Here is a 23,090-nt window from a genome sequence, read left to right on the forward strand (position 1 = left end):
AGATGTGGCGGTCTCAACGGCACTCGTTGGACGCTGTGCCACGCTAGGAAGCCGATCCGTCGGCGCACAGTGCACCAAGGTGTCATTCCCCACGGGGGCGAGGTTCATCTCGCTGCTCTCACCGTTCGGGTTCCTGTCGCGAGGACCCGTTCGCGGTCGATCTCACGCTTGATGATCTTGCCCGTGGTGCCCTTCGGGAGGACGTCGACCTGAAGGAAGATCCGGGGGGTCTTGTAGGCACTCAACCGTTCATCGAGCCACCCCCGTAGCTCATCCACGCCGACCGAGTGCCCCTGCCGGAAGACGATCAGGGCGGCCACCTCCTCGCCGAGCCGACGGTCGGGAACCCCGATCACCGCGGCCTCGCGGACTGCGGGGTGTTCGTAGAGCAGCTCCTCGATCTCGCGCGGGTACACGTTGTAGCCCCCACGGATCACGAGATCCTTCTTGCGATCGACGATCCACAGGAACCCCTCAGCGTCCTGTCGGCCCAGATCGCCGGTACGCAACCACTCGCCGTGCATGACCTCGGCGGTAGCCTCCGGCCGCCCCCAATAGCCCCTCATCAGTACCGGACCGCTGATCTCGACTTCGCCCACGTCACCGGTCAGAGCCGGAGACCCGTCCGAGTCGACCACGCGGACCCGGAGGCCCGGCAGCGGGCGGCCGACGCTGCCCTGTTTCCGAACGCCGTCGGGGCTGTTCATCGTCGCGACGCCCGTGGCTTCGCTGAGCCCGTAGCCCTCCAACAGAGTGCAGCCGAAGCGGTCTCGGAGCGCACGCGCCACTTCGAGCGGCAGTGCGGCGCCACCAGAGAGCGCGATGCGGAGGTGATGGAAGTCAGTTCGTTCAAGCCCCGTCTCCGCATCCAGCATGTCGTTCCACATCGTCGGGACGCCGGCCAGCAGGGTCAGCCCCTCCTCGCAGGCCATCCGCAACAGCCGTGGCGCATCGAAGACGGGCAGAAGGCACAGGAGCGCGCCGCAGCGGAACGCCGTGCCCATCACCACTGCTTGGCCATACACGTGGAACAGGGGCAGCGCGGTGCCGAACCTTTCGTCGCCTCCCAGCTCCAGACCGGCAGCAACGGCGTCAGCGCACTCGCGCAGATTCACGTGCGTCAGTTGCGCACCCTTGGGGCGTCCGGTCGTCCCGGAGGTGTACAGCAGGACGGCGACGTCGTCGTCCCCTCGAACGATCGGAACGAAACCCATGCCGGAGAGCGGGCGGGTGACGGGGTCCGGGATCCACAGCGGGACGGCTCGAGCCGACGTGGCCGCGGTGACGGGTCCTGGGGCCTCGTGCCAGCCGACGGCGAGGACACATCCGGAGTCCTTGATGAAGTAGTCGATCTCCTCGCGGGTGCTCATGGTGTTGACGGTCACCGCGATGGCGCCCGCGGCCAGGACACTGTGGTACATGACCACGAACTCCGCCGAGGTCGGCAGGACGATGAGAACCCTGTCACCGGGTCTCACGCCGCTGACGATCAAGCGCGTCGCGATCACCGATGCGCTCGTCACCAGCTCGGCGTAGGTCCAGGTCCGATCGCCGACCGTGAGGGCAGGCGCGTCGGGCTGTCGGCCGGCGCGATCCCACAACCCCTCGACGACGTTCACCTTGACTCCTTGCTCGTGACCGCCAGCTCACGCATTGACGTCGACGACTACCCGGCCTCGCACCTTGCCGGCCAGGATCTCGAGCGCTCGATCCGGGGCGCCTGACAACCCGATGGTCTCGGTGATCCCTGCCAGAACCTCAAGATCGAGTACGTCCTCGAGCAAGGCCCAGGCCTCGAGCCTGGCGTCGTGGGGGGCATACACCGAGTCGATCCCGGCCAGCGTCACTCCACGCGTGATGAACGGGACGACCGAGCCAGGAAGATCCACTCCTTGGGCCATCCCCATGGCGGACACAGTGCCGCCGTAACGCGTCTCGGCGAGGATCGTCGCGAGGGTGCTGCTCCCCACGGTGTCGACGGCCCCAGCCCACTTCGCCTTGCCGAGTTGGCCCGAAGGCAGGGGGGTGATCCGATCGATCACCTCGCTCGCGCCCAGACTCGCCAAGTAGGGCGCTTCACTGTCCCGCCTCCCCGTGGAGGCAACCACGGTGTACCCGAGACGGGACAAGAGCAGGACAGCAATGGACCCTGCGCCTCCCGCCGCACCGGTGACCAACACCGGCCCGGAGTCCTTGGTCACGTCACGGTGGCGCAGAGCGCACACGGCCAGCGCGGCGGTGTAGCCGGCGGTACCGATCGCGGCGGCCGAGAATGCGTCGATGCCGGCCGGCACGGGCGTGACCCACTCCTCACGAAGGCGGGTCGCCTGAGCCAGCCCCCCGTCATGATCAGTCCCCAGTCCCCAGCCATTGGCGGTGACGAGCTGACCGACGCGCACGTTGTCGCTGTTCGATTCTGCGACGGTCCCCACCAAGTCGATGCCGGCGACCATGGGAAATCTCGTGACCAGGTCGAACCGGCCGGACATGACGAGTCCATCCTTGTAGTTGAGATCCGAGAAGGCGACGTCCACCAGGACTTCCCCGTCTCCCGGCTCCGCTCGGTGGCGATCGACCACATCGACCATGTACCCGTCGTCGCCCCGCTGGATCTCGATGGCCCTGAAGCTCCGCACAGACTCTCCTCGTGGACGTCGGATGTTCTGCTGCGTCCGGCTGCTCCTGAGCGGAGCCGGCACGCGCTCCACGTTAGGAATCCCTACCTGCCTCGCACAGTGCACGAAGGTGTACACGCCACCCCACACGAATCGCACTTTGGTGCACTGGTCGGCTTCTGGGGCAGTGCCTAGCGTCGGAAAGCGGAGCGATCCGGGGTTCCGGGTCTCGTCAAAGGAGACGCAATGGAGACGTACAGCGGCAAACTCGCGGTCATCACCGGAGGTGGCGCCGGGATGGGGGCCGAGCTCGCCCGGCAGCTCGCGGTGGAGGGATGCCATGTGGCGATCTGCGATGTGTCTTCCAAGAACCTGGAGGAGACCCTCGCCCTGTGCGAGGCGTCGGCCGCTCCGGGTGTGCGGCTCTCGTCTTTCGTCGCCGACGTCTCATCCGAAGCGGAGCTCGAGGCATTTCGTGCCCATGTCGAGGACGCTCACGGCTGCAACCACGTGGACCTGCTGTTCAACAACGCGGGGATCGGTGGCGCCGGTTACAGCTTCGTCGTCGAGCCCCGCGAGCAGTGGGAGCGAGTGTTCAACGTGAACTGGGGTGGCGTGTACCTGGGAGTGAGAGTCTTCCTTCCGTCGCTGATGAGGAGCCCGCAGGCACGCATCGTGAACACCAGCAGTGTCAACGGATTCTGGGCCGGGCTCAGCACGTCGGAGTCCTTGGTCGCCTACAGCGCAGCCAAGTTCGCGGTCAGAGGGTTCAGCGAGGCGTTGATCACGGACCTCCGGCTGCGGGCACCCAACGTGGGGATCTCCCTGGTGATGCCTGGCTACATCGGCACATCGCTCGTACGCAACTCCATGTCCTACCTCGGCGGCCACGACGATGTCTTACCCGGCAGCAACGGCTCAGACGGACTTCAGGGTGATCTGAAGGCGATCGACGAGTCATTCAGGACGAATGCGCCGATGTCCTCCGCCGAAGCTGCCGCTGACATCCTTGAGGGTGTCCGTGCCGGCGAGTGGCGGATCCTGATTGGGGACGATGCGCACATTCTCGATGCCGCGGTGCGGGCCCACCCCGAAGGCGTCTACGAGCCAGACTTCTATGTGAAGATGCGTGAGCAGGGCGTCTTCGCGACGATGCCTGATCCGCCGGCCGGCTCGAGCTGATGCATCACGGCCGCGACGCGCGCACCTCGCCTCCCATGTCCTGCCTGATGCGTCGCGTTGGAGGTCGATAGCGTGCGACGAGCTCGGCACGGGAACGACATCCGGTGGTGGCCAGGATCCGGCTGACGTACTTCTTCACGGTGTCCAGGCTCAAGTAGAGACCCTCGGCGATCTCCCGGTTCGACTGGCCCGCGCACACCAGTGACGCCACCTCGTGGAGGCGATCACTGAGCGAATCGGGCATTCGCTCCTCGACTCGGGACGTCGCCAGTCGCCGGCTGATGGCCGAGAGGTTGCGCGAGAGCACGCGAAGAGTGGCGGCATCGACATCGTCGATCAGGTCAGGGTCGGGATCGGTGAGTCCGACAAGGGCATGTCCGCCTTGAGGGAACTCGAGGTGGATCACCGCGGACGACCGGTAGCCCCAGGCGCGCATGTGTCCGTCGATGTACTCGCGACCCCAGTCGGGCACCCGTGAGAGCCCTCTGAGATCGCTGAAGCCGTCCCGTTCCAGGTTGGCACAGGACTCGGGTGAGGACAGCACGTCGAGCTTGTGCCATTGGTCCCGATAGCCGGGCCAGCTCACGGCACACGATCCGCGCAACGATGGTGCTCGATCTCCGAAGGCCTGTTTGACCGTGGGGCCCGAGAAGCAGGTGAGGTGGCGGTAGGAGAACACCGAGGCCAGCGACTCCAAGACGAGCTCCTTGAACTCCTCCAGGGTTTCGGCGGCATCGCACTGCTCGAGGACGGCCAGCACTCGCTCGTAGTGCTCGACCGGAATCCGCACTCCCCCGTTGGGAGTCCTCGGTCCGTTCATCGCCTCACTCCTCACCGTCGGTGCGCACGAGATCCAGCGAGCGCAGCGGCGCGACGTGACGCACATTACTCCGAACTCGTGATACACGCCCGAAACTGAACTTGACGTCAAGTGTAACTTGAACATCACTGAAATTGAAGTCATGTTCGTGCTACCTTCGCGCCTGGCAGCGCCGGCACCACCACGTGGACGACAGGGAGCTCATGTCTGCAGATTCACCCCCGCCCGTGAGCTTCGGCGCCCGCTCGGCATTTGCGATGGACGCTCTCAAGGAGTTGCCGTCGACGAAGCGAGGGCTGAGGACAAGGGCCGCGCTGGTGGCTGCTGCACGTGGCGTCTTCGAACGGGACGGCTTCATCAACTCACGGTTGAGCGACATCACCGCCGCGGCCAACTGCTCCAGTGGAACCTTCTACACCTACTTCGAGAGCAAGGAGGAGGCACTGGTCGCCGTACTGGACACCGTCCAGGACGACATGCTGAATCCGGGCTTCCCTCACGTTCCGGAGAGCAACGAGACGATTGGCGCCGTCATCGAAGCGAGCAATCGCGCCTACTTGGAGTCCTACCGACGCAACGCGCGACTCATGATGCTCCTCGAGCAGGTGGCAACTCTCGATCCCCTCTTCGCCGAGCTCCGGCTGAAGCGCGCAAGGACGTTCGCCGAGCGGAACGCCCTGAAGATCGCGCGGCTTCAGGACGCCGGCCTGGCGGACGCCTCCCTGGACCCCATGACGACATCATGGGTTCTCTCCAGCATGATCAGCCGCCTCGCCTACTTGGGGCTGGTGCTTGGCGAGCCGTTCGACTGGGAGGAACTCATGACGACCCTGACCAGGTTGTGGCTCAATGCGCTCCGCATCCCCGACGCCGAGCGCCCCTCAGGGGGATAGCACCGACACCGCACCGGCGCGGGCTCAGGAGCCCGCCAGGCCTGCGAACCGAGGACCGCGCCGCTCCAGGTGACTCGACACTCCCTCGGCCAGGTCCGGGTGCTGGAAGGACTCGAGCATGCGCGCGTCAGCGTCGGCCACCGCCTCGAGGAAGGACGACTGCTGCGCCTGCAGGAGCTGCGCCTTGATGGCCTTCATCGCCGCGGGCGAGGAGAACGCCGCCAGCTCCTGCGCATAGGCCACCGTTTCCTCGAGCAGCTGATCAGGCTCCACCACTCTGTCGACGAGCCCCATCTCCAAAGCCTCATGCCCCTTGACGATGCGCCCGGACAGCAACAGGTCGGAGGCGGCGCTCTGCCCGACCAGCCGGGGCAGCAGCCACGCGATCCCGTACTCCGCGATGAGCCCCCGCCGCGCGAACGCCGTGGTGAACTTCACGTCCGGGCTGGTGAAACGCATGTCGGCGTACATCGCCTGGACGAAACCGAGCCCAGCAGCGGCCCCATTGACCGCGGCGATCAACGGCTTCGCGAGAAGGAGGGGGCGATGGCACGGGACCTGCCGCACGGGCAGAGTCTGCTCGTCCGCCCCCGCAACGACCTGCAGGTCGTCCATGTCCGCCCCAGCACAGAAACCTCTACCGGCTCCCGTCACCACGATGGCGCGGACGTCGCCATCACGCTCAGCTTCATCGAGGAGTGAGAAGTAGCGGCTCTCCATCGCGCTGTTCCATGCATTGAGGCGGTCGGGACGGTTGAGGGTGAGGACGAGGACTCCACCTCGCCGGTCAGCGAGGACGGTGTCGACCTCAGTCGCGACGGAACCTTCAGTCATCTGCTTCGCTCCTCAGCATCGTCGGGGTCGCGCCGTCGCCGGATTACCAGCACTGGCCGCCTGTCGTACCGATGCTGACAGCCCGGGTCGGAGCTTCCCCAGTGCACCAAGGTGGACAGGCTGCGGGCCCGGAGAGGCTGTACGGCGAAACCACTCTTTCGAAGTTGAAGTCAGTTTCAATACATGCCACGATGACCCCCACGATTCGGACCACCACAAGGACGTCGAGCATGAGCAAGGAAGTGCGGCTCGTACGCCGCCCTGTCGGGCAGCCGAGTAGCGACGACTTCGAGGTCGTCGACCGCCCCGCGCCCACGTCTGCGCCGCCGGGACATCTACTGGTGCGCAACACCTGGATGTCAGTCGACCCGTACATGCGAGGGCGGATGAACGACGTTCGCTCCTACGTGGATCCCTTCGCGCTTGGCGCTGCCCTCGATGGCGCTGCCGTGGGGCAGGTGATCGGGTCGTCCGATCCGCGGTTTCCCGTTGGCTCGGACGTCATTCATGGGCTTGGCTGGCGAGAGGTGGCGGTCGTCGAAGCCTCGACGGCCCGACGCATCGACACTCGAGCCGCTCCTGCCGAGTGCTATCTGGGCGAGCTCGGCATGCCTGGCCTGACCGCCTACGTGGGCCTGACCAGGATCGCACCCGTGAAACAGGGGGACGTCGTGTTCATATCCGCTGCCGCCGGGGCGGTGGGGCTGGTGGCCAAGACGGTCGCCCGCGCTCGGGGGGCCTCTCGTGTCATCGGCTCGTCAGGAAGCTCCGAGAAGTGCCATCGACTAGTGAACGAGTTCGGCTTCGACGTCGCGATCAACTATCGCGACGGCGACCTCGGACACCAGTTGGCTCACGCCGCCCCACGCGGGATCGATGTGTACTTCGACAATGTCGGAGGAGGTCATCTCGAAGCGGCGCTCGACAACCTCGCCGACCACGGTTCGGTGGCTCTGTGCGGCGCCATTTCTCAGTACAACGAGGAACAGCGCCCAGCCGGTCCGACCAACCTGATCCTGGCCATCACCCGGCGCCTCGCACTCAGAGGCTTCTTGGTGGGTGACCACCTCGATCTGCTACCCGAGTTCGGCGAAGCGGCACTGGCCTGGCGACGCGACGGGCAACTCGCCTCCGCCCATTCCACCCACATCGGTATCGAGAGTGCCGTCGAGGCGTTCACGGGTCTCCTCACAGGGGAGAACACCGGCAAGATGCTCGTCCGTCTGTGACCAGCGAAGTCGCCTCACACCTTGAGAAGGAGCACCATGAGTAACACCGTCCTCGCCGAGCCATTCGCCGGGAACCCACACATCCTCGTCATCACACTCAACCGACCAGATGCTCGCAATGCCGTCAACAGCGAGGTGGCCCGGGCGCTGGCCGCGACACTCGACGGCTTCGACAACGATCCGGACCGACGGGTCGGCGTGCTCACGGGCGCAGGCGCCGGATTCAGCGCGGGGATGGACTTGAAGGCATTCCTTACCGGTGACTTGCCATTCATCGACGGCCGAGGGTTTGCGGGTTTCACCCAGGCCCCACCGCGTAAGCCGCTGATCGCAGCCATCGAGGGGTTTGCTCTTGCTGGCGGGCTCGAGATGGCGCTCGCCTGCGATCTCATCGTTGCCTCCAACGATGCTCGGCTCGGCCTGCCGGAGGTGACCCGTGCCTTGGTCGCTGCCGGCGGAGGTCTCTTGCGCCTGGCCCAACGCATCCCGTACCACGTTGCCGCGGAGGTCGCGCTCACCGGGCAGCCGATGTCGGTCGACAGGCTCCGTGAGGTGGGTCTGCTCAATCGCGTGACCGAGCCTGGCGCTGCCCTGCAAACCGCACTCAAGCTCGCAGATACCATCGCGTCGAACGGGCCGTTGGCGGTGACTGGCTCCAAGCACATCCTCAGTCAGGCGGGAGATTGGGGTCTGGGGGCCGGTTGGGGGCTCCAAGCCGGCACAGCTGACCTGGTGAACAGCTCCGACGACGCCCAGGAAGGATCCAGGGCATTTGCGGAACGCCGCCAACCGGTGTGGACCGGGAGGTAGCCGCGCGGATCGCGTGTCCAGGTCGGGCGCGAAACCACCATCACAGGACCGAGAACAGGGCCGCGGCACCCATGCCACCCCCGACACACATGGTCACGACCGCATGGCGCGCTCCACGTCGACGACCTTCGAGCAGAACGTGGCCCACGAGACGAGCGCCGGTCATGCCGTAGGGATGGCCGATGGAGATGCCTCCCCCGTTCACATTGAGGCGATCGGGGTCGATACCCAGCGCATCACGGCAGTGCACGGCCTGCGACGCGAAAGCTTCATTCAGCTCCCAGAGATCGACATCGTCGATGCTGAGCTTGTGCCGTGCAAGCAGCCGTGGGACCGCGAGGACGGGGCCAACACCCATTTCGTCGGGTGGGCATCCGGCCACGGCCATACCCAGATAGCTCCCGAGCGGCTCAAGGCCTCGACGGCTCGCCTCTCCGGCCTCCATCAGGACGCACGCAGAGGCGCCGTCAGAGAGCTGCGACGAGTTTCCGGCCGTGACTGTGGCCTGTGCCCTCTCGCCTGAAAGCACCGGGCGCAGACCGGCGAGGCCCGCCAGCGAGGTCGTCGGTCGATTCCCCTCGTCCTGACTGATCGTGCGTCGTTCGGACACCAAGTCTCCGGACTGGTCCCGGGTCAGGCGCGATGAGGTGAACGCGACGATCTCGTCGTCGAACAGTCCGTTGCGCTGGGCGTGCGCAGTACGCCGCTGAGAAGCGCATGCGAATTCATCCTGCTGGTCACGGCTGACGCCATAGCGTTGGGCAACGACCTCTGCCGTCTGAAGCATCGGCATGTAGATGTCGGGCAGGTTCTCGGCAAGCCAGCGGTCCTCCGCGCGATAGTTGTTCTGGTGCTCGTTCTGAACCAGGGAGACAGATTCGACTCCTCCGCCCACCACGACGTCCATGCCATCGGAAACAATCTGCTTCGCCGCCGTCGCGATTGCCATCAGCCCCGACGCGCACTGTCGATCGACTGTCATTCCCGCCACAGAAACCCCCAAGCCGGCACGCAAGGCAGCTTGTCGTGCCACATTGAAACCGCTCGATCCCTGCTGCAGCGCTGCCCCCACAATCACGTCTTCGACCTCAGGTCCCTCGACACCCGCCCGTTCGACGGCGTGCCGGATCGCGTGACCTGCGAGCTCCTGGGCAGATGTGTCGTTGAAGGCACCGCGATGGGCCTTCCCGATGGGTGTCCGTGCTGTGGAAACGATGACCGCTTGCCTCATTGGCCTCTCCTGATCTGTTGGTAGCGGGTGGGCTGCCTAGGTGGTCGGGCCGCCGGCCACATAGAGGACCTGGCCTGAAACGAAACCGGCTTCGTGACTCGCGAAGAAGGCGACAGCGGCTGCGACATCATCCGCAGTTCCAGAACGCCCCACCGGAATCTCCGCCACCAGAAGATCTCGGAACTCATCAAACTCGACGTTCATGCGAGCTGCTGTCGCTCGTGTCATGTCCGTCTCGATGAATCCCGGGGCGATCGCGTTCACCGTGATCCCGAACTTCCCCAGTTCGATCGAGAGCGTCTTCGTGAGACCTTGCAGTCCTGCCTTGGCGGCTGCGTAGTTTGCCTGGCCACGATTGCCGAGGGCGGAGACGCTGGACATGTTGATGATCCGACCGAACCGTCCAGCAACCATGTGCTGCTGAACTTCCCGGCTCATCAGGAAGGCGCCGCGCAGATGCACGCCCATGACGTCATCCCAGTCGGCCAAGGTCATCCGGAACAGAAGATTGTCGCGGAGGATCCCCGCGTTGTTGACCAGGACGCTCGGCGGCCCAAGCTCCTCGGCGACCTGGCGCACTCCGTCGGCGACACTGACCTCGTCAGCCACGTCGACCACGACGGGCATTGCCACTCCTCCCGCAGACCGAATGAACTCGACCACCTCGCCACATCCCGCGAGGTCGAGGTCGGCGACAGCAACCCCGTGGCCCTCACCAGCAAGACGAACTGCAGTGGCAGCCCCTATCCCTCTTGCTCCTCCGGTGACGATGGCGGTCGGCTTGGTCCCTGTCATCTTGTTCTTCCTCTGCTCGTGGTTGCGAAGACGATGTGTAGTTCAGGCATGGGCGATCACGTGCCATGCCCGGTCCACCAGTCCCGAGATCTCCGCCGCCTCAGGCGCGCCTGCCGCAGCCTTGTTCAGCGGCTGGTCCTTGGTGCGCCGCAGGACCCCTTCTGCGATGATCGCCAGCTTCCAGAGCGCGAGAACCTGCCAGAAGACGATGTCACCAACGTCAGCTTCACTAGCGCGGGCATATTCCGCGATCATCGAGTCCCGGGTGAGAAACCCAGGGAGGGCAGTGGGCGTGAACCCTCCGAGCCCCACCTCGCCCGGGTGGGGCCAATAGGCGAGCAGCGTGCCCAGGTCCGCCAGCGGGTGTCCCAGGCTGCTGAGCTCCCAATCCAGGACCGCGGCGACGTCCGAGGTGCCCGCAGTGACGATGACATTGCGCACGTGGAAGTCACCGTGGACGAGCACGACTTCTCGCTCCACCGGCAATCGTTGCTCAAGCCAGAGCGTGAGGTCGTCGAGGCGCGGAAGCTCACGAGTCTTGGACTGTTCCCACTGGCCCTTCCATCGCTTGAGCTGTCGCGGCGCGTAGGCCTTGTGGCTGGCCAACTCGGACAGACCGGCCCTCTGTACGTCGACGGCGTGGATGCGTGCGAGAGTCCTGGCCAGGCCGACTGAGATCGACCGTCGTCCCTCAGCATCCAACGCCTCAGCCGAATTCATGGTGTCCACGACGTTGCCGTCAACCCACGACATGAGAAATGCAGGGGCGCCGTCGCTGGTCGCGCCTCGTGGCAGCTCGCCATAGACCTGCGGGACTGGCACTGCCGTCGGGCCCAGCGCCTTGAGGATCCGGGCTTCGCGAGCGACGTCATGCGCGGACTCCAGCAGACGCCCCAAGGGTGGGCGACGTAGGACCCACTTCTTACCTGATTGGTCGATGAGGCGAAAGGTGAGGTTGGACTGGCCCAGCCCGACTCGTGTCAGAGAGAGTCGGCCCTCAGGTCGCTGGCCGACCGTCGGCATCCACTGGCGCACGACGTCCAAGTCAACTGATGAGTGGGACTCATGGGTCCTCGCTTTGTCAGCCACGGTGTTCCGCCGTACTGGCACGAGGCGCCCGATCCGCAGATGCGTCTCCTAGAAGCGCACCACCATCGATGACGACCGTCTGACCGGTGATCCACGACGCTGCACGTGAAGCGAGGAAGGTGACGAGGCCCGCTATGTCTTCGGGCTCACCGATGCGCCCGAGGGGTATCTCGGACCGGAGGCGTTCCTCGTGGTCGCTCCACAGCAACTCGGCCAGTCTGGTCCGGACCACACCTGGGGCCACTGCGTTGACGCGAACACCGGGAGCCAGTTCGAAGGCCTGCTGACGAGTGAGATGTATGAGCGCCGCCTTGGTGGCGTTGTATACACCCACGTCCGGCTCCACCGAGAGTCCACCGATTGACGCAGTGTTGACCACGGAGCCGCCGTGTTCGCCCATCCACGCCCGGACGACGACGGACGTCCAGTTCACAGCCGCCCACACGTTGACGTCGAAGGTCTTGGCGAATCGGAGGTGGTCCTGCTCGATGAGCGGACCATAGGCCGGATTGGTTCCGGCATTGTTCACGAGGATGTCGACGGAGCCGAACTCTTCGAGCGTTCGCTGGACGCACAGCTCAGCGGCCCCCGGCGTGGTGGCGTGCGCCTCCATGCCAACGACGACGCCTCTGCCTGGCTCTGCCCGAGCGTTGATCGAGTCGGCCGCGTTCAACGCCGAGTCCAGCCGCCGCGAGGTGAGCACCACGTTCGATCCTGCGGCGGCGAACGCGTCAGCGGTCGCAAGTCCGATACCCCGCGATCCACCAGTGATAATGGCGGTGAGTCCCGCCAGCCCGTGCACGTCCATGTCAGTGGCTCCGGGCGCTGGTGTACTTCCGCAGTTCCTGGCGGGCGATTGACCTCTTGTGTACCTCGTCGGGACCGTCAGCCAGGCGCAAGGTTCGGAGGTGAGCCCAGAATTCGGCGAGGGGGAAGTCATCCGTGACGCCGCCGCCCCCATGGACCTGGATGGCCCGGTCCACCACTCGCAACGCCATGCTCGGCGCGTCGACCTTGATGGCAGCGATCTCGGTTCGGGCGGCTCGATTGCCCACCTCATCCATCATCCACGCAGCCTTCAATGTCAACAGCCGAGTCTTCTCGATGTCGATGCGGGATTCGGCGATCCAGTCCTGGATGTTGGCTCGCTCCGCCAAGGCGGCGCCGAAAGTCTCGCGCGCGAGCGCGCGACGACAGAGCAGTTCGAGCGCACGCTCCGCCATGCCGATCGCCCGCATGCAGTGGTGGATGCGTCCGGGGCCGAGTCTCGCTTGGCTGATCGCGAAACCCTCACCCACACCTGAGAGAACATCGGCCTCGGGGACCCGGACGTTCTCGAACAGGATCTCGGCGTGCCCCTCGCGGTCGTAGTAGCCGAACACTGAGAGGCCACGTACCAAGGTGACGCCAGGGGCGTCGATGGGGACGACCATCATGGACTGCTGCCGGTGAGAATCAGCGAGCGGATCGGTCTTGCCCATCACGATGAGGACCTTGCAGTTCTTATGCAGCGCGTTTGATGCGAACCACTTGCGACCGTTGAGCACGTACTCGTCTCCATCGCGTTCCATGCTCAGCTGGATGTTGGTCGCGTCGCTGCTGGCCACCGCCGGCTCGGTCATCGCGAAGGCCGAACGGATAGTGCCCTCAAGGAGCGGCTTGAGGTATCTCTCCTGGTGCTCAGCGGTGCCGAACAGGGTCAAGACCTCCATGTTCCCGGTATCCGGTGCTGAGCAGTTGGTGGCCTCTGGCGCCAGGTGCGGACTGCGACCCATGATCTCCGCGAGGTGTGCGTACTCGAAGTTCGTCAGGCCCGGACCCCACTGGGCGTGTGGGTGGAACAGATTCCACAGGCCACGTCGCTGCGCCTCTGCCTTGAGCTCTTCGAGGACAGGGGGATGGAAATGCGGGTCGCCGGACTCCCGCATCTGCTCGGCATAGACGGCTTCCGCCGGGTAGACGCGCTCGTCCATGAAGCCGAGCAGCTCCTCCTGGAGCTGCTTGGCGCGATCGGAGATTTCGAACATGGACATGGCACTCCCTGGTAGTGATCACACGCGGCAAGAACTTCTCTACTATGACTTGAATCCGACTTCAGTTTCAAGTTAGATGTTCATGAACTGGACCACATGAGAGGTGAGCGATGGCTGCGAATCAGCCTCAAACTCCGTCCACGCTGGACGACCTCAACGCGCTCGTCGGTGTGGAGCTGGGACCCTCCGCCTGGTCATCAATGAGCCAGGAACGGGTCGCCTCCTTCGGCGCGGTGACCGGTGATCTGCAGTGGATCCACGTCGACGCCCCGCGCGCAGAAGCCAGCCCACTCGGCTCGACGGTCGTCCATGGGCTGTTCACTCTGTCGCTCGGCCCGGCGCTCCTGGCGGACCTGATCTCGTTCGAGCACTTTTCAGCCAGCCTCAACTACGGCTACGAGAAGGTGAGATTCCCTGCCCCTCTCCCCACAGATTCGCGAGTGCGCCTGCGTGCCAAGATTCTGAGCGTCCAAGAAGGGGCCAAGGGCTTGCTGCTTCACCACGAACAGGTCTTCGAACGTGAAGACCACGACCGGCCGGTGTGCGTGGCGGTGTCAGTCGCTCACTTGGTGCCGGGACCTCCCCCGACCTGACGGTCATGCCTGCCCGCAACATTGGCGCCCTCGCGATCGCCTCCAAGCCACCAGACCACTCGTGCGGAGATGCCTCCGTCGCGGCGCCTCTTCTTCTCGATCCATGCCATGTTCACTCCCTGCGGTGAGGGCTGGTGCCCACTTCGCAAGTGCGCGGGCATCCTGCAAATGCACGAAGCCCCAGGTCAGAAGACCTGGGGCTGTTGTGCGCGAGGGGGGAGTTGAACCCCCACGTCCTTTCGGACACACGGACCTGAACCGTGCGCGTCTGCCTATTCCGCCACTCGCGCGTGAAGCCTGCAAAGGTTATCCCAGCGCGGCAGCGGAACCCAAACTGGGACACCCCGATACGATCGACGGAGCCCGGAGGACCCCGGGGCGGCGATGGGCGTGGTCTCGACAGGCTCGGCCACGACGAGCGGATCGACCACCAGGAGCGGGAGGAGGCGTGATGGGTGGACTGCAGCGATTCGAGAACCGGCTCGAGCAGATGATCTCCGGCGTGTTCGCGCGCGCCTTCCGCAGTGCCGTGCAGCCCGTCGAGATCTCCGCGGCCCTCCAGCGCGAGGTCGACAACAACGCCCAGATCCTCAGCCGCAACCGGCGCCTGGTGCCCAACAGCTTCCACGTCGAGCTGAGCGAGGGCGACCTCGAGCGGCTCAGCCCCTACGACAGCGCCATGGCCGAGGAGCTCACCAGCACGCTGCGCGAGCACGCCGACCACCAGAGCTACGTCTTCCCCGGACCCGTGAACATCGTCTTCGAGGGGGCCGACGACCTCACCACCGGAAGGTTCCGGGTCCGCAGCAAGGCCGTCGCGAAGGTCACCCACAACGCCACCAACACCCAGGTCGGGCGGGCCCGCGCACTGCTCGAGGTCAACGGCACCCAGCACCCCCTCGATCCCCCCGGCCTCGTCGTGGGCCGCGGCACCGAGGCCGACCTGCGCATCAACGACCCGGGAGTGAGTCGCCGCCACATCCAGTTCCTGGTCTCCGGGGGCCGCGAGGGCCTGAAGCTCGGCGTCCGCGACCTCGACTCCACCAACGGCATGCTGGTCGACGCGAGCAAGGTGCTGGAGTCACCCCTGTACGACGGCTCGACGGTGAAGATCGGCAACACCACGATGACCGTGCGCATCGTCGACGACGAGAAGAGCGGCGATGTCTGAGCTCACCCTCTTCCTGATCCGGTTCGCCTACCTGGCGATCCTGTGGATCTTCGTGCTCTCCGCAATCTCGGTGATCCGCTCCGACATGTTCGGGGCCCGAGTTCCCGAGGGTGCCCGCGTCGAGCGCAACGGCGGCCGGCAGAAGGCCGCCAAGCCGCCCACCAAGCGCCGCGGTTCGCCCACCCACGTGGCGGTCGTCGACGGACCCAACGCCGGGCAGCGCGCCGAGCTCGACGCCGCGCCCGTGCTCATCGGTCGCGGCACCGACGCAGCGATCCGGCTCGACGACGACTACGTCTCCACCCGCCACGCCCGGATCGCTGCCAGCGGCGACCAGTGGTTCGTGGAGGACCTCGGCTCGACCAACGGCACCTATGTCGGCACCGCCCGGATCACCCAGCCCACGACCATCGCGCTCGGCACCCAGGTCCGGATCGGCAAGACCACCCTCGAATTGAGGAAGTGAGATGCCGCTGCACCTGCGCTACTCGGCGCTGTCCGACGTCGGGCGGGTCCGCAAGGACAACCAGGACTCCGGGTACGCCGGGCCGTGGTTGCTCACCGTCTGCGACGGCGTCGGCGGCGCAGCCCGCGGCGACATGGCCTCCAGCACCGCCGTCGGCCAGCTCGTCCGCCTCGACGAGCCCCCGGGCGAGGACCTGCTCGGCGCGGTCGCTGGAGCGATCCACCGCGCTGACGACCGGATCGGCGAGCTCGTCGACCACGACCCCGCCCTCAACGGCACCAGCACGACCATGACCGTCGCCCTGTTCGACGGGGCCCGCGTGGGCATCGGTCACGTCGGAGACAGCCGCGCCTACCTCTACCGTGGCGGTGCGCTCAGTCAGCTCACCAAGGACCACACGTTCGTGCAGAGCCTGATCGATGAGGGCCGGATCACCGAGGAGGAGTCGCGGGTCCACCCCCACCGCAACCTCATCCTGAAGGCCGTCGACGGGCGTGGCGACAACGAACCCGACCTCTTCCTGGTCGACCTCGCCACCGGCGACCGACTCTTCCTGTGCAGCGACGGGGCCAGCGGCGTCCTCGACGACGAGCGGATGGCCGACATCCTCGGCTCGGGCACCCCTGACTACGCCACGGTCGAGATGGTCCGGGCCAGCCTCGAGGCCGGCAGCTCGGACAACATCACCTGCATCGTCGCCGACGTCGTGGAGGAGGAGCCGGAGGAGCCTCTGGAGCCGCTCCTGGTGGGTGCCGCCGCCGAGCTGCCGCGTCGCCGGGGCACCGGCATGGCGGCAGTCTTCCGTGGCCACCGCGCCGGGGACACCGGCGAGTTGGAGGCCGTGCCCTCCGACGTACCCCACGCGATCCTGAGCGACCCGCTCGATCCCGAGAGCGTGCGCTACGCCCCGCGCCCACCGCGGCGACTCGGGTGGCTGCGCCGGCTCCTGGCCCTGGCGAGCCTGGTCGGGCTCCTGTGGATCGGAGTCGCCGCCGCGTGGGCCTGGAGCCAGCACCAGTACTTCGTCGGCGAGCAGGACGGCAACGTCACCATCTTCCGCGGACTCAACACCGACCTGCCCGGGATCTCCCTCAACTCGCCCTACGAGACCACCGACGTGCGCCTCGACCTGCTCTCCGACTATGACGCCGGGCTCGTCACCCAGGGCATCGAGTCTGCCGACCTCGACGAGGCCCACCGCACCGTGCAGGAGCTCGCCGGCAGCCAGGACTGCGCGCCCGGGGACACCTGCTGATGTCGACGTACCAACCGGGGCATCCCGGCGCCATCCTGGGCTTCGTCCACCGCCGTCGGCGCGGAGCGGAGCTGTTCCTGCTCCTCATCGCCCTGCTGGTGGGCGTCGGCGGCTACGCCGCCGTGGGCATCGGGGTGAAGGGCGAGGTGCCTGCCGACATCATCGGCTACGGCACCTGGCTGACCGTGCTGGTGCTGGCCGCCCACGTGGTGGTCCGGCTGACCGCGCCGTACGCCGATCCGGTGCTGCTGCCGAGCGTCTGCGCACTCAACGGGCTGGGCCTTGCCGTGATCTACCGTCTCGACCTGGCCAAGGGCGCCGAAGGGATCTTCTCCGGCCAGCAACTGACCTGGATGACCGTCGGCGTGGTGCTCTTCGCGGCCACCCTGCTGATCCTGCGCGACCACCGGGTGCTGCAGCGCTTCACCTACACCTCGGGGCTGGCCGCGATCGTGTTGCTGCTGATGCCGATCCTGCCGGGCATCGGCAAGACCATCAACGGCGCCCGGATCTGGATCCATGTCGGGCCGCTGAGCTTCCAGCCCGGCGAGGTCGCCAAGGTGCTGCTGGTCGTGGCGTTCGCCGGCTACCTCGTCATGCACCGCGACGCCCTCGCCCTGGCCGGGCGCCGGGTGCTGTTCGTGGACCTGCCGCGCGGGCGGGACCTCGGCCCGATCCTGGGCATGTGGCTGGTCAGCCTGGCCATCCTGGTCTTCCAGCGTGACCTCGGCTCCAGCCTCCTGTTCTTCGGGCTCTTCCTGGTGATGCTCTACGTCGCCACCGAACGCCCCGGCTGGCTGGTCGTCGGCAGCGTGCTGTTCCTCGGCGGCGCCTACACCGCCTACCGCCTGTTCGCCCACGTCGCCGAACGCGTCGACATCTGGCTGCACCCCATGCGCTACTACCAGCAGGGCTCGGGCCCCGACTCCGGCCAGCTCGTCGAGTCGCTGTTCGGCATGGGCTGGGGCGGCCTCCTGGGGCGCGGCTTCGGCGGCGGCAGCCCCTACCGGATCCCCTACGCCGAGTCCGACTTCATCATCGGCGCCATCGGTGAGGAGCTCGGGCTGACCGCGGTGATGGCCGTGATCCTCCTCTACGGCCTCATCGTCGAACGCGGCCTGCGCACCGCCCTGATCTGCCGCGACTCCTTCGGCAAGCTGATGGCCACCGGCCTCGCGGTCTCGATCGCGCTCCAGGTGTTCGTGGTCATCGGCGGGGTCACGAGGCTGATCCCGCTCACCGGCCTGACCACCCCGTTCCTGTCGTACGGCGGTTCGTCGCTGGTGGCCAACTGGGTGATCATCGCGCTGCTGCTGCGCATCTCCGACCAGGCCCGGCGTCCGGTGCCGGACCTGTCGGTGCCCGACGACGTGGACTCCGATGCCACCCAGGTGGTGAAGCTCGGGTGAACAAGCCGATCCGCACCATGGCGATCTTCTGCCTGGTCCTCTTCGTGGCCCTGATGCTCAACGCCACCTACCTGCAGTACTACAAGGCCGGCGCCCTCAACGACGACCCCCGCAACCGCCGGGTCATCGAGGCCGCCTTCTCCCGCGAACGGGGCGCGATCCTGGTGGGCCGCGACGCGATCGCCAAGAGCGTGAAGAGCAACGACACCTACCAGTTCCAGCGCACCTACGACGAGCCGTTCGTCTACGCCCCGGTCACCGGCTACTTCTCCTTCTACTCCCAGACCGGGATCGAGAAGTCCCAGAACGCCGTACTGTCCGGCGACGACGACCGGCTGTTCGTCAACCGGCTCCTCGACGTCCTGAGCAACGCCGAGCCCCAGGGCGGGAGCGTCCAGCTCACCCTCAACGCCGCCGCACAGAAGGCGGCGTACGACGGGCTGTCGGCGCTCGGCGACAACGTGCAGGGTTCCGTGGTCGCGATCGAGCCCAGCACCGGCAAGATCCTGGCCATGGTGTCGCTGCCGACCTACGACCCCAATCGGCTGGCCTCCCACGACCTCGACGCCGTCTCCAAGACCTACGACCGGCTCAACGCCGACAAGACCGAGCCGCTGCTGAACCGGTCCATCCAGACCCGGCTGCCACCAGGCTCGACGTTCAAGATCGTCACGGCCGCGGCGGCGATCGAGAGCGGACGCTACGACTCGAGCAGCTCGGTGCCCGGTGGACCCACCTACCAGGCACCCCAGACCACGAGCGTCATCGACAACGAGGGCCGCGACTGCGGCACCAACCGGATCCCCTTCACCCAGGCCATGGAGAACTCCTGCAACACCACGTTCGCCGCGCTGGCCAACGAGGTGGGCGCCGACGCCATGCTCAAGCAGGCCGAGGCCTTCGGGTTCAACGCCGACTACCTCGACGACATCGGCCCGCAGGCGCAGTCGGTGTTCCCGGCCGGGATGGATCCGGCCCAGACCGCGCAGGCCGGCATCGGACAGTTCGAGGTCGCCGCCACCCCGCTCCAGATGGCGATGGTGGTGGCCGGCGTCGCCAACGACGGCACCGTGATGAAGCCCTACCTGGTCAACGAGGTGCAGACCCCGGAGCTCGAGGTCCTGGACCCCGTGGACCCCGAGGAGCTCTCCAAGGCCGTGTCGTCCTCGACCTCCAACGAGCTCACCCGGCTCCTGGTCGCCACCGTCGACGACGGCACCGCGGCCCCGGCGGCCATCCCGGGCATCGAGGTGGCCGGCAAGACCGGGACCGCCCAGAGCGGCATCCCCGACGTGCCGCCGTACGCCTGGTTCGCGTCGTTCGCACCCGCCGAGGACGCCCAGGTGGCCGTCGCGGTGATGATCCAGAAGGCTGACATCCCCCGCGGCGAGATCGCCGGAGGACTTCTCGGTGGACCGATCGCCAAGGCGGTCATGGAAGCGGTGATCAACTCATGACCTACGTCGACGCCGAGCAGCGCTACCGCCTCGACTCCCGCATCGCCACCGGCGGCATGGGCGTCGTGTGGCGCGGCACCGACACCGTGCTCAACCGCGAGGTCGCCATCAAGGTCCTCAAGCCCGAGTACGCCGATGACCCCACCTTCCGCAACCGGTTCGAGACCGAGGCCCGCCACGCCGCGGCGCTGCACCACCCCGGAGTCGCCGCGGTCTTCGACTTCGGTGAGGGCGTCCTCGAGGGCGGTCCGCGACCGTTCCTGGTGATGGAGCTCGTCGACGGGCAGCCGCTCTCCAACCTGCTGCGCCCGCAGTCCCCGATGGACCCCGACGTGGCCCGTGAGCTGATGGCCCTCACCGCCGACGCCCTCGGCGCCGCCCACGCCGCGGGGATCGTGCACCGCGACATCAAGCCGGCCAACCTCATGGTGCTGCCCGACCGGCGGGTCAAGATCACCGACTTCGGGATCGCGCGCGCCGCCGACGGCATGGCGTTGACCGCGACCGGACAGGTGATGGGCACCCCGCAGTACCTCTCCCCCGAGCAGGCCGAGGGCGGCACCGCCACCTTCGCCTCCGACATCTACTCCCTGGGGGTCGTGGCCTTCGAGTGCCTGGCCGGCTACCGCCCGTTCGTCGGCGAGACCCCGGTCACCACGGCGCTCGCCCACCTGCGCGAACCGGTCCCCGAGCTGCCCGCGCAGGTGCCCGCCGATCTGGCGGCCGTCGTACGCCGGGCGATGGCCAAGCGTCCCGAGGACCGCTACGCGAGCGCCGCCGAGTTCGCAGCGGCCCTGCGCAATCCGCGGTCGGCCGGGGCCGCCGTACCCAGCCGGGTCGTGCCGGCGCCCGAGCCAGCGATCGGGCCCGCCACCGCGGTGCTGCCTGCCGCCACCGGTCCGGTGACGGCCCCGGTGCCCGTGGCCGAGCCCAGCTCCCGCGGCACCAACCCGTGGCCGTGGGTGCTGCTCGCGGTGGTGGCGATCGTGGCGGTGGTGGCCCTGGTGGTGAGCCAGAACCAGGACGACGGCGGCACGCCGACGACGCCGACGGACTCCACGAGCGCCCCGACCACCGAGACGACACCGACGCAGGAGTCGTCCTCGCCCACCGCGCCGGCCACGGTCAACGTCAACCCCGACGACTACATCGGCGACAACGTGGACGACGTCGCCCAGGCGCTGCGCGACCTCGGCCTGAGGGTGAGCACCGAGCGGGTCACCAATCCCGGCGACCAGACCCCCGACACCGTGGAGGACGTCAACCCGTCCGGGCAGCTCAACGAGGGCGACCGGGTCACGGTGACCTACTGGGGTGCCGCGCCCAGCACGCCCTCGACCCCGACCACGCCGAGCACCCCCACCACCCCGACGTCAGCTCCCACCACTGACGCCACGACACCCGCCGCCAAACCACTGGCCGGCCAGCTTCACGGGAAGGTCAACGACCGATGAGCAACCAGCAGCCGACCCTGGTCGGCGGGCGCTACGAGCTGGGCGAGCTGCTCGGCCGAGGTGGCATGGCCGAGGTGCGCAAGGGCACCGACACCCGCCTCGGCCGGATCGTCGCGGTCAAGCGACTGCGCACCGATCTCGCCAGTGACGCCACCTTCCAGGCCCGGTTCCGGCGCGAGGCCCAGGCCTCCGCCTCGCTCAACCACCCCTCCATCGTCAGCGTCTACGACACCGGCGAGGAGATGACCGAGGACGGCGTCGCCCAGCCCTACATCGTGATGGAGTACGTCGCCGGGCGCACGCTGCGAGACGTGATCCGCGAGGGGCGCAAGATCCTGCCCGAACGCGCCCTCGAGATCACCAGCGGCGTGCTGTCGGCCCTCGACTACAGCCACCGCGCCGGGATCATCCACCGCGACATCAAGCCCGGCAACGTGATGCTCACGCCCGCCGGCGACGTGAAGGTGATGGACTTCGGGATCGCCCGTGCCATGTCGGACGCCTCCTCCACGATGACCCAGACCGCGGCCGTGGTCGGCACCGCGCAGTACCTCTCCCCCGAGCAGGCGCGCGGCGAGACCGTCGACTCCCGTTCGGACGTGTACTCCACCGGCTGCCTGCTCTACGAGCTCCTCACCGGCCGTCCGCCGTTCGTGGGGGACAGCCCCGTGTCGGTCGCCTACCAACACGTCCGCGAACCCGCCGCCCCGCCCTCCGAGCACGACATCGACCTGCCACCCGAGGTGGACCAGATCGCGATGAAAGCGCTGGCCAAGCGGGTCGAGGACCGCTACCAGTCCGCGGCAGCCATGCGGGCCGACATCGAGCGCTACCTCTCCGGGCGCCCCGTACAGGCCCCGGTCGTGGTGGCCCCGGTCCCCGTCCCCGACCCCACCCCGACCTCCTTCACCCAGCCGGTGAGCCTGGAGCCCGAGGAGGAGGAGCCCCGGCGCCGTACCGGCCTGTGGGTCCTGATCGGGCTGGTCGTGGCCGCCCTGCTCGTCGGCGGGGTGATCCTCTGGCCGACGCTCTTCGAGAAGCCGGTCGACAAGGTCCAGGTCCCCAACCTGGTCAACCTCACCGAGACCCAAGCCCGGGCCGCCCTCGGGGAGAAGGGCCTGACGCCGGTGGTCACCTACGAGAACAGCGACACCGTGCCCAACAAGCGCGTCATCTCGCAGGATCCCGATCGCGACCAGTACGTCGCCCCGGGCTCCGACGTGAACCTGGTCGTCTCCAGCGGTGTGTCCCTGGTGACCGTGCCGTCGGTGGTCGGTCAGCCTCGTGGCGGCGCGCGCGCGCTGCTGGAGGAGCAGAAGTTCAAGGTCACCATGCAGGAGGTGGAGTCCGACCTGCCTCGGGGACAGGTGATCGAGACCAACCCGGCAGCCGGCACCAGGGTGCCCAAGTTCTCCGAGATCACCGTCTCCTGGTCCGACGGCCCCGAGAAGGTCCCGGACGTGATCGGGATGACGCAGGAGAAGGCCGAGCAGGCTGTGCGCGACGCCGGGTTCAAGCCGGACGTGATCGCCGACAGCAACACCACGGAGCCTGCGGGCACGGTGATCCGGACGAGTCCAGCAGCAGGTCAGACGTTGTCCGAGGGCAGCACGGTGACGATCGTGGTGTCGAGCTTCGTGCCTCCGAGCGCGACCGCCTCGCCCACCGACGGCGCCAGCCCGACCGACGGCACGACACCGACCGATGGGACCACCCCGACTGACGGGGCGACACCCTGATCCCGGTGGCGTGAG

Annotated in this window: 21 protein-coding genes and 1 tRNA gene; 12 read left to right on the forward strand and 10 right to left on the reverse strand. The window is 67.2% G+C overall.

From position 1 onward, the window contains the following. Positions 1 to 104: 104 nt before the first annotated feature. Positions 105 to 1,619: a class I adenylate-forming enzyme family protein gene (locus AB7I40_RS07900; RefSeq protein WP_428347613.1), complete on the reverse strand. Its 1,515-nt coding sequence runs from the start codon at positions 1,617 to 1,619 to the stop codon at positions 105 to 107. A 27-nt stretch (positions 1,620 to 1,646) separates the two neighbouring features. After that, the gene (locus AB7I40_RS07905) at positions 1,647 to 2,636 is read right to left on the reverse strand and encodes an acryloyl-CoA reductase (RefSeq protein ID WP_428347614.1); all 990 of its coding nucleotides are present in this window, start codon (positions 2,634 to 2,636) and stop codon (positions 1,647 to 1,649) included. Positions 2,637 to 2,861: 225 nt separating this feature from the next. Here AB7I40_RS07905 and AB7I40_RS07910 point away from each other — a divergent pair, with 225 nt between their 5' ends. Further along, positions 2,862 to 3,797, forward strand: a complete 936-nt coding sequence (locus AB7I40_RS07910) for an SDR family NAD(P)-dependent oxidoreductase (protein WP_428347615.1) — start codon at positions 2,862 to 2,864, stop codon at positions 3,795 to 3,797. Between the two features lie 4 nt (positions 3,798 to 3,801). Here AB7I40_RS07910 and AB7I40_RS07915 read toward each other — a convergent pair whose 3' ends face one another. Next, positions 3,802 to 4,617 carry a helix-turn-helix transcriptional regulator gene (locus AB7I40_RS07915; RefSeq protein ID WP_428347616.1) on the reverse strand — a complete coding sequence of 272 codons (816 nt, stop codon included), beginning with the start codon at positions 4,615 to 4,617 and terminating at the stop codon, positions 3,802 to 3,804. Between the two features lie 257 nt (positions 4,618 to 4,874). Here AB7I40_RS07915 and AB7I40_RS07920 point away from each other — a divergent pair, with 257 nt between their 5' ends. Then, on the forward strand, positions 4,875 to 5,510 hold the full coding sequence (locus AB7I40_RS07920; protein WP_428347617.1) for a TetR/AcrR family transcriptional regulator: 636 nt from the start codon (positions 4,875 to 4,877) through the stop codon (positions 5,508 to 5,510). Positions 5,511 to 5,534: 24 nt separating this feature from the next. Here AB7I40_RS07920 and AB7I40_RS07925 read toward each other — a convergent pair whose 3' ends face one another. Then, complete coding sequence (locus tag AB7I40_RS07925) at positions 5,535 to 6,344, reverse strand: enoyl-CoA hydratase-related protein (protein ID WP_428347618.1); 810 nt, start codon at positions 6,342 to 6,344, stop codon at positions 5,535 to 5,537. A gap of 230 nt (positions 6,345 to 6,574) precedes the next feature. Between AB7I40_RS07925 and AB7I40_RS07930 the strand changes: the two genes are divergently transcribed. Together AB7I40_RS07930 and AB7I40_RS07935 are read left to right on the forward strand one after the other, a co-directional pair. Then, positions 6,575 to 7,573, forward strand: a complete 999-nt coding sequence (locus tag AB7I40_RS07930) for an NADP-dependent oxidoreductase (RefSeq protein ID WP_428347619.1) — start codon at positions 6,575 to 6,577, stop codon at positions 7,571 to 7,573. Positions 7,574 to 7,609: 36 nt separating this feature from the next. Then, entirely contained in the window at positions 7,610 to 8,383 is a 774-nt protein-coding gene (locus tag AB7I40_RS07935; RefSeq protein ID WP_428347620.1) for a crotonase/enoyl-CoA hydratase family protein, read from the forward strand. A gap of 40 nt (positions 8,384 to 8,423) precedes the next feature. Here the strand turns inward: AB7I40_RS07935 and AB7I40_RS07940 are convergent, their stop codons facing one another. Genes AB7I40_RS07940 through AB7I40_RS07960 form a run of 5 tightly spaced genes read right to left on the reverse strand, consistent with a single transcriptional unit; the run spans position 8,424 to position 13,531 of the window. Beyond that, entirely contained in the window at positions 8,424 to 9,614 is a 1,191-nt protein-coding gene (locus AB7I40_RS07940; RefSeq protein WP_428347621.1) for an acetyl-CoA C-acyltransferase, read from the reverse strand. A gap of 36 nt (positions 9,615 to 9,650) precedes the next feature. After that, on the reverse strand, positions 9,651 to 10,409 hold the full coding sequence (fabG, locus tag AB7I40_RS07945) for a 3-oxoacyl-ACP reductase FabG (protein WP_428347622.1): 759 nt from the start codon (positions 10,407 to 10,409) through the stop codon (positions 9,651 to 9,653). A gap of 42 nt (positions 10,410 to 10,451) precedes the next feature. Beyond that, positions 10,452 to 11,444, reverse strand: a complete 993-nt coding sequence (locus AB7I40_RS07950) for a phosphotransferase family protein (RefSeq protein ID WP_428347939.1) — start codon at positions 11,442 to 11,444, stop codon at positions 10,452 to 10,454. A 46-nt stretch (positions 11,445 to 11,490) separates the two neighbouring features. Continuing rightward, the gene (locus AB7I40_RS07955; RefSeq protein WP_428347623.1) at positions 11,491 to 12,306 is read right to left on the reverse strand and encodes an SDR family oxidoreductase; all 816 of its coding nucleotides are present in this window, start codon (positions 12,304 to 12,306) and stop codon (positions 11,491 to 11,493) included. 1 nt (position 12,307) lies between these two features. After that, on the reverse strand, positions 12,308 to 13,531 hold the full coding sequence (locus AB7I40_RS07960) for an acyl-CoA dehydrogenase family protein (protein WP_428347624.1): 1,224 nt from the start codon (positions 13,529 to 13,531) through the stop codon (positions 12,308 to 12,310). A gap of 110 nt (positions 13,532 to 13,641) precedes the next feature. Here AB7I40_RS07960 and AB7I40_RS07965 point away from each other — a divergent pair, with 110 nt between their 5' ends. Next, a complete protein-coding gene (locus AB7I40_RS07965; RefSeq protein WP_428347625.1) occupies positions 13,642 to 14,124 on the forward strand; it encodes a MaoC family dehydratase in 483 nt (160 codons plus the stop codon). Between the two features lie 206 nt (positions 14,125 to 14,330). On the opposite strand, the gene AB7I40_RS07970 is transcribed toward AB7I40_RS07965, so the two are convergent. Then, a tRNA-Leu gene (locus tag AB7I40_RS07970) sits at positions 14,331 to 14,414 on the reverse strand. A gap of 161 nt (positions 14,415 to 14,575) precedes the next feature. Here AB7I40_RS07970 and AB7I40_RS07975 point away from each other — a divergent pair. From AB7I40_RS07975 to pknB, 7 genes are read left to right on the forward strand one after another with little or no spacing between them, the layout of a single operon-like run. After that, on the forward strand, positions 14,576 to 15,295 hold the full coding sequence (locus tag AB7I40_RS07975; RefSeq protein ID WP_428347626.1) for an FhaA domain-containing protein: 720 nt from the start codon (positions 14,576 to 14,578) through the stop codon (positions 15,293 to 15,295). Beyond that, positions 15,288 to 15,761: an FHA domain-containing protein FhaB/FipA gene (locus AB7I40_RS07980; protein ID WP_428347627.1), complete on the forward strand. Its 474-nt coding sequence runs from the start codon at positions 15,288 to 15,290 to the stop codon at positions 15,759 to 15,761. Before AB7I40_RS07975 ends, AB7I40_RS07980 begins: the two co-directional genes overlap by 8 nt. Before the next feature lies 1 nt (position 15,762). Further along, positions 15,763 to 17,016: a PP2C family protein-serine/threonine phosphatase gene (locus AB7I40_RS07985; RefSeq protein ID WP_428347628.1), complete on the forward strand. Its 1,254-nt coding sequence runs from the start codon at positions 15,763 to 15,765 to the stop codon at positions 17,014 to 17,016. Then, positions 17,016 to 18,425, forward strand: coding sequence for an FtsW/RodA/SpoVE family cell cycle protein (locus tag AB7I40_RS07990; protein WP_428347629.1), 1,410 nt, complete (start codon positions 17,016 to 17,018; stop codon positions 18,423 to 18,425). The genes AB7I40_RS07985 and AB7I40_RS07990 overlap by 1 nt, the downstream gene beginning before the upstream one ends. Continuing rightward, a complete protein-coding gene (locus tag AB7I40_RS07995; protein WP_428347630.1) occupies positions 18,422 to 19,882 on the forward strand; it encodes a peptidoglycan D,D-transpeptidase FtsI family protein in 1,461 nt (486 codons plus the stop codon). Before AB7I40_RS07990 ends, AB7I40_RS07995 begins: the two co-directional genes overlap by 4 nt. Continuing rightward, complete coding sequence (locus AB7I40_RS08000) at positions 19,879 to 21,336, forward strand: serine/threonine protein kinase (protein WP_428347631.1); 1,458 nt, start codon at positions 19,879 to 19,881, stop codon at positions 21,334 to 21,336. Before AB7I40_RS07995 ends, AB7I40_RS08000 begins: the two co-directional genes overlap by 4 nt. Further along, positions 21,333 to 23,075 carry a Stk1 family PASTA domain-containing Ser/Thr kinase gene (pknB, locus tag AB7I40_RS08005; RefSeq protein ID WP_428347632.1) on the forward strand — a complete coding sequence of 581 codons (1,743 nt, stop codon included), beginning with the start codon at positions 21,333 to 21,335 and terminating at the stop codon, positions 23,073 to 23,075. The genes AB7I40_RS08000 and pknB overlap by 4 nt, the downstream gene beginning before the upstream one ends. The last annotated feature ends 15 nt before the right edge of the window (positions 23,076 to 23,090 follow it).

Origin of the sequence: Nocardioides sp., from assembly GCF_050246775.1 — a bacterium.
GTDB lineage: Bacteria > Actinomycetota > Actinomycetes > Propionibacteriales > Nocardioidaceae > Nocardioides.

Coding starts and splice junctions, on each gene's coding strand:
- AB7I40_RS07935 (WP_428347620.1), top strand. CDS start 7,610: ATGAGTAACACCGTCCTCGCCGAGCCATTCGCCGGGAACCCACACATC.
- AB7I40_RS07925 (WP_428347618.1), bottom strand. CDS start 6,344: ATGACTGAAGGTTCCGTCGCGACTGAGGTCGACACCGTCCTCGCTGAC.
- AB7I40_RS07965 (WP_428347625.1), top strand. CDS start 13,642: ATGGCTGCGAATCAGCCTCAAACTCCGTCCACGCTGGACGACCTCAAC.
- AB7I40_RS07940 (WP_428347621.1), bottom strand. CDS start 9,614: ATGAGGCAAGCGGTCATCGTTTCCACAGCACGGACACCCATCGGGAAG.
- AB7I40_RS07955 (WP_428347623.1), bottom strand. CDS start 12,306: ATGGACGTGCACGGGCTGGCGGGACTCACCGCCATTATCACTGGTGGA.
- AB7I40_RS07990 (WP_428347629.1), top strand. CDS start 17,016: ATGTCGACGTACCAACCGGGGCATCCCGGCGCCATCCTGGGCTTCGTC.
- AB7I40_RS07980 (WP_428347627.1), top strand. CDS start 15,288: ATGTCTGAGCTCACCCTCTTCCTGATCCGGTTCGCCTACCTGGCGATC.
- AB7I40_RS07985 (WP_428347628.1), top strand. CDS start 15,763: ATGCCGCTGCACCTGCGCTACTCGGCGCTGTCCGACGTCGGGCGGGTC.
- AB7I40_RS07930 (WP_428347619.1), top strand. CDS start 6,575: ATGAGCAAGGAAGTGCGGCTCGTACGCCGCCCTGTCGGGCAGCCGAGT.
- fabG (WP_428347622.1), bottom strand. CDS start 10,409: ATGACAGGGACCAAGCCGACCGCCATCGTCACCGGAGGAGCAAGAGGG.
- AB7I40_RS07975 (WP_428347626.1), top strand. CDS start 14,576: ATGGGTGGACTGCAGCGATTCGAGAACCGGCTCGAGCAGATGATCTCC.
- AB7I40_RS07915 (WP_428347616.1), bottom strand. CDS start 4,617: ATGAACGGACCGAGGACTCCCAACGGGGGAGTGCGGATTCCGGTCGAG.
- AB7I40_RS08000 (WP_428347631.1), top strand. CDS start 19,879: ATGACCTACGTCGACGCCGAGCAGCGCTACCGCCTCGACTCCCGCATC.
- AB7I40_RS07910 (WP_428347615.1), top strand. CDS start 2,862: ATGGAGACGTACAGCGGCAAACTCGCGGTCATCACCGGAGGTGGCGCC.
- AB7I40_RS07920 (WP_428347617.1), top strand. CDS start 4,875: ATGGACGCTCTCAAGGAGTTGCCGTCGACGAAGCGAGGGCTGAGGACA.
- pknB (WP_428347632.1), top strand. CDS start 21,333: ATGAGCAACCAGCAGCCGACCCTGGTCGGCGGGCGCTACGAGCTGGGC.
- AB7I40_RS07960 (WP_428347624.1), bottom strand. CDS start 13,531: ATGTCCATGTTCGAAATCTCCGATCGCGCCAAGCAGCTCCAGGAGGAG.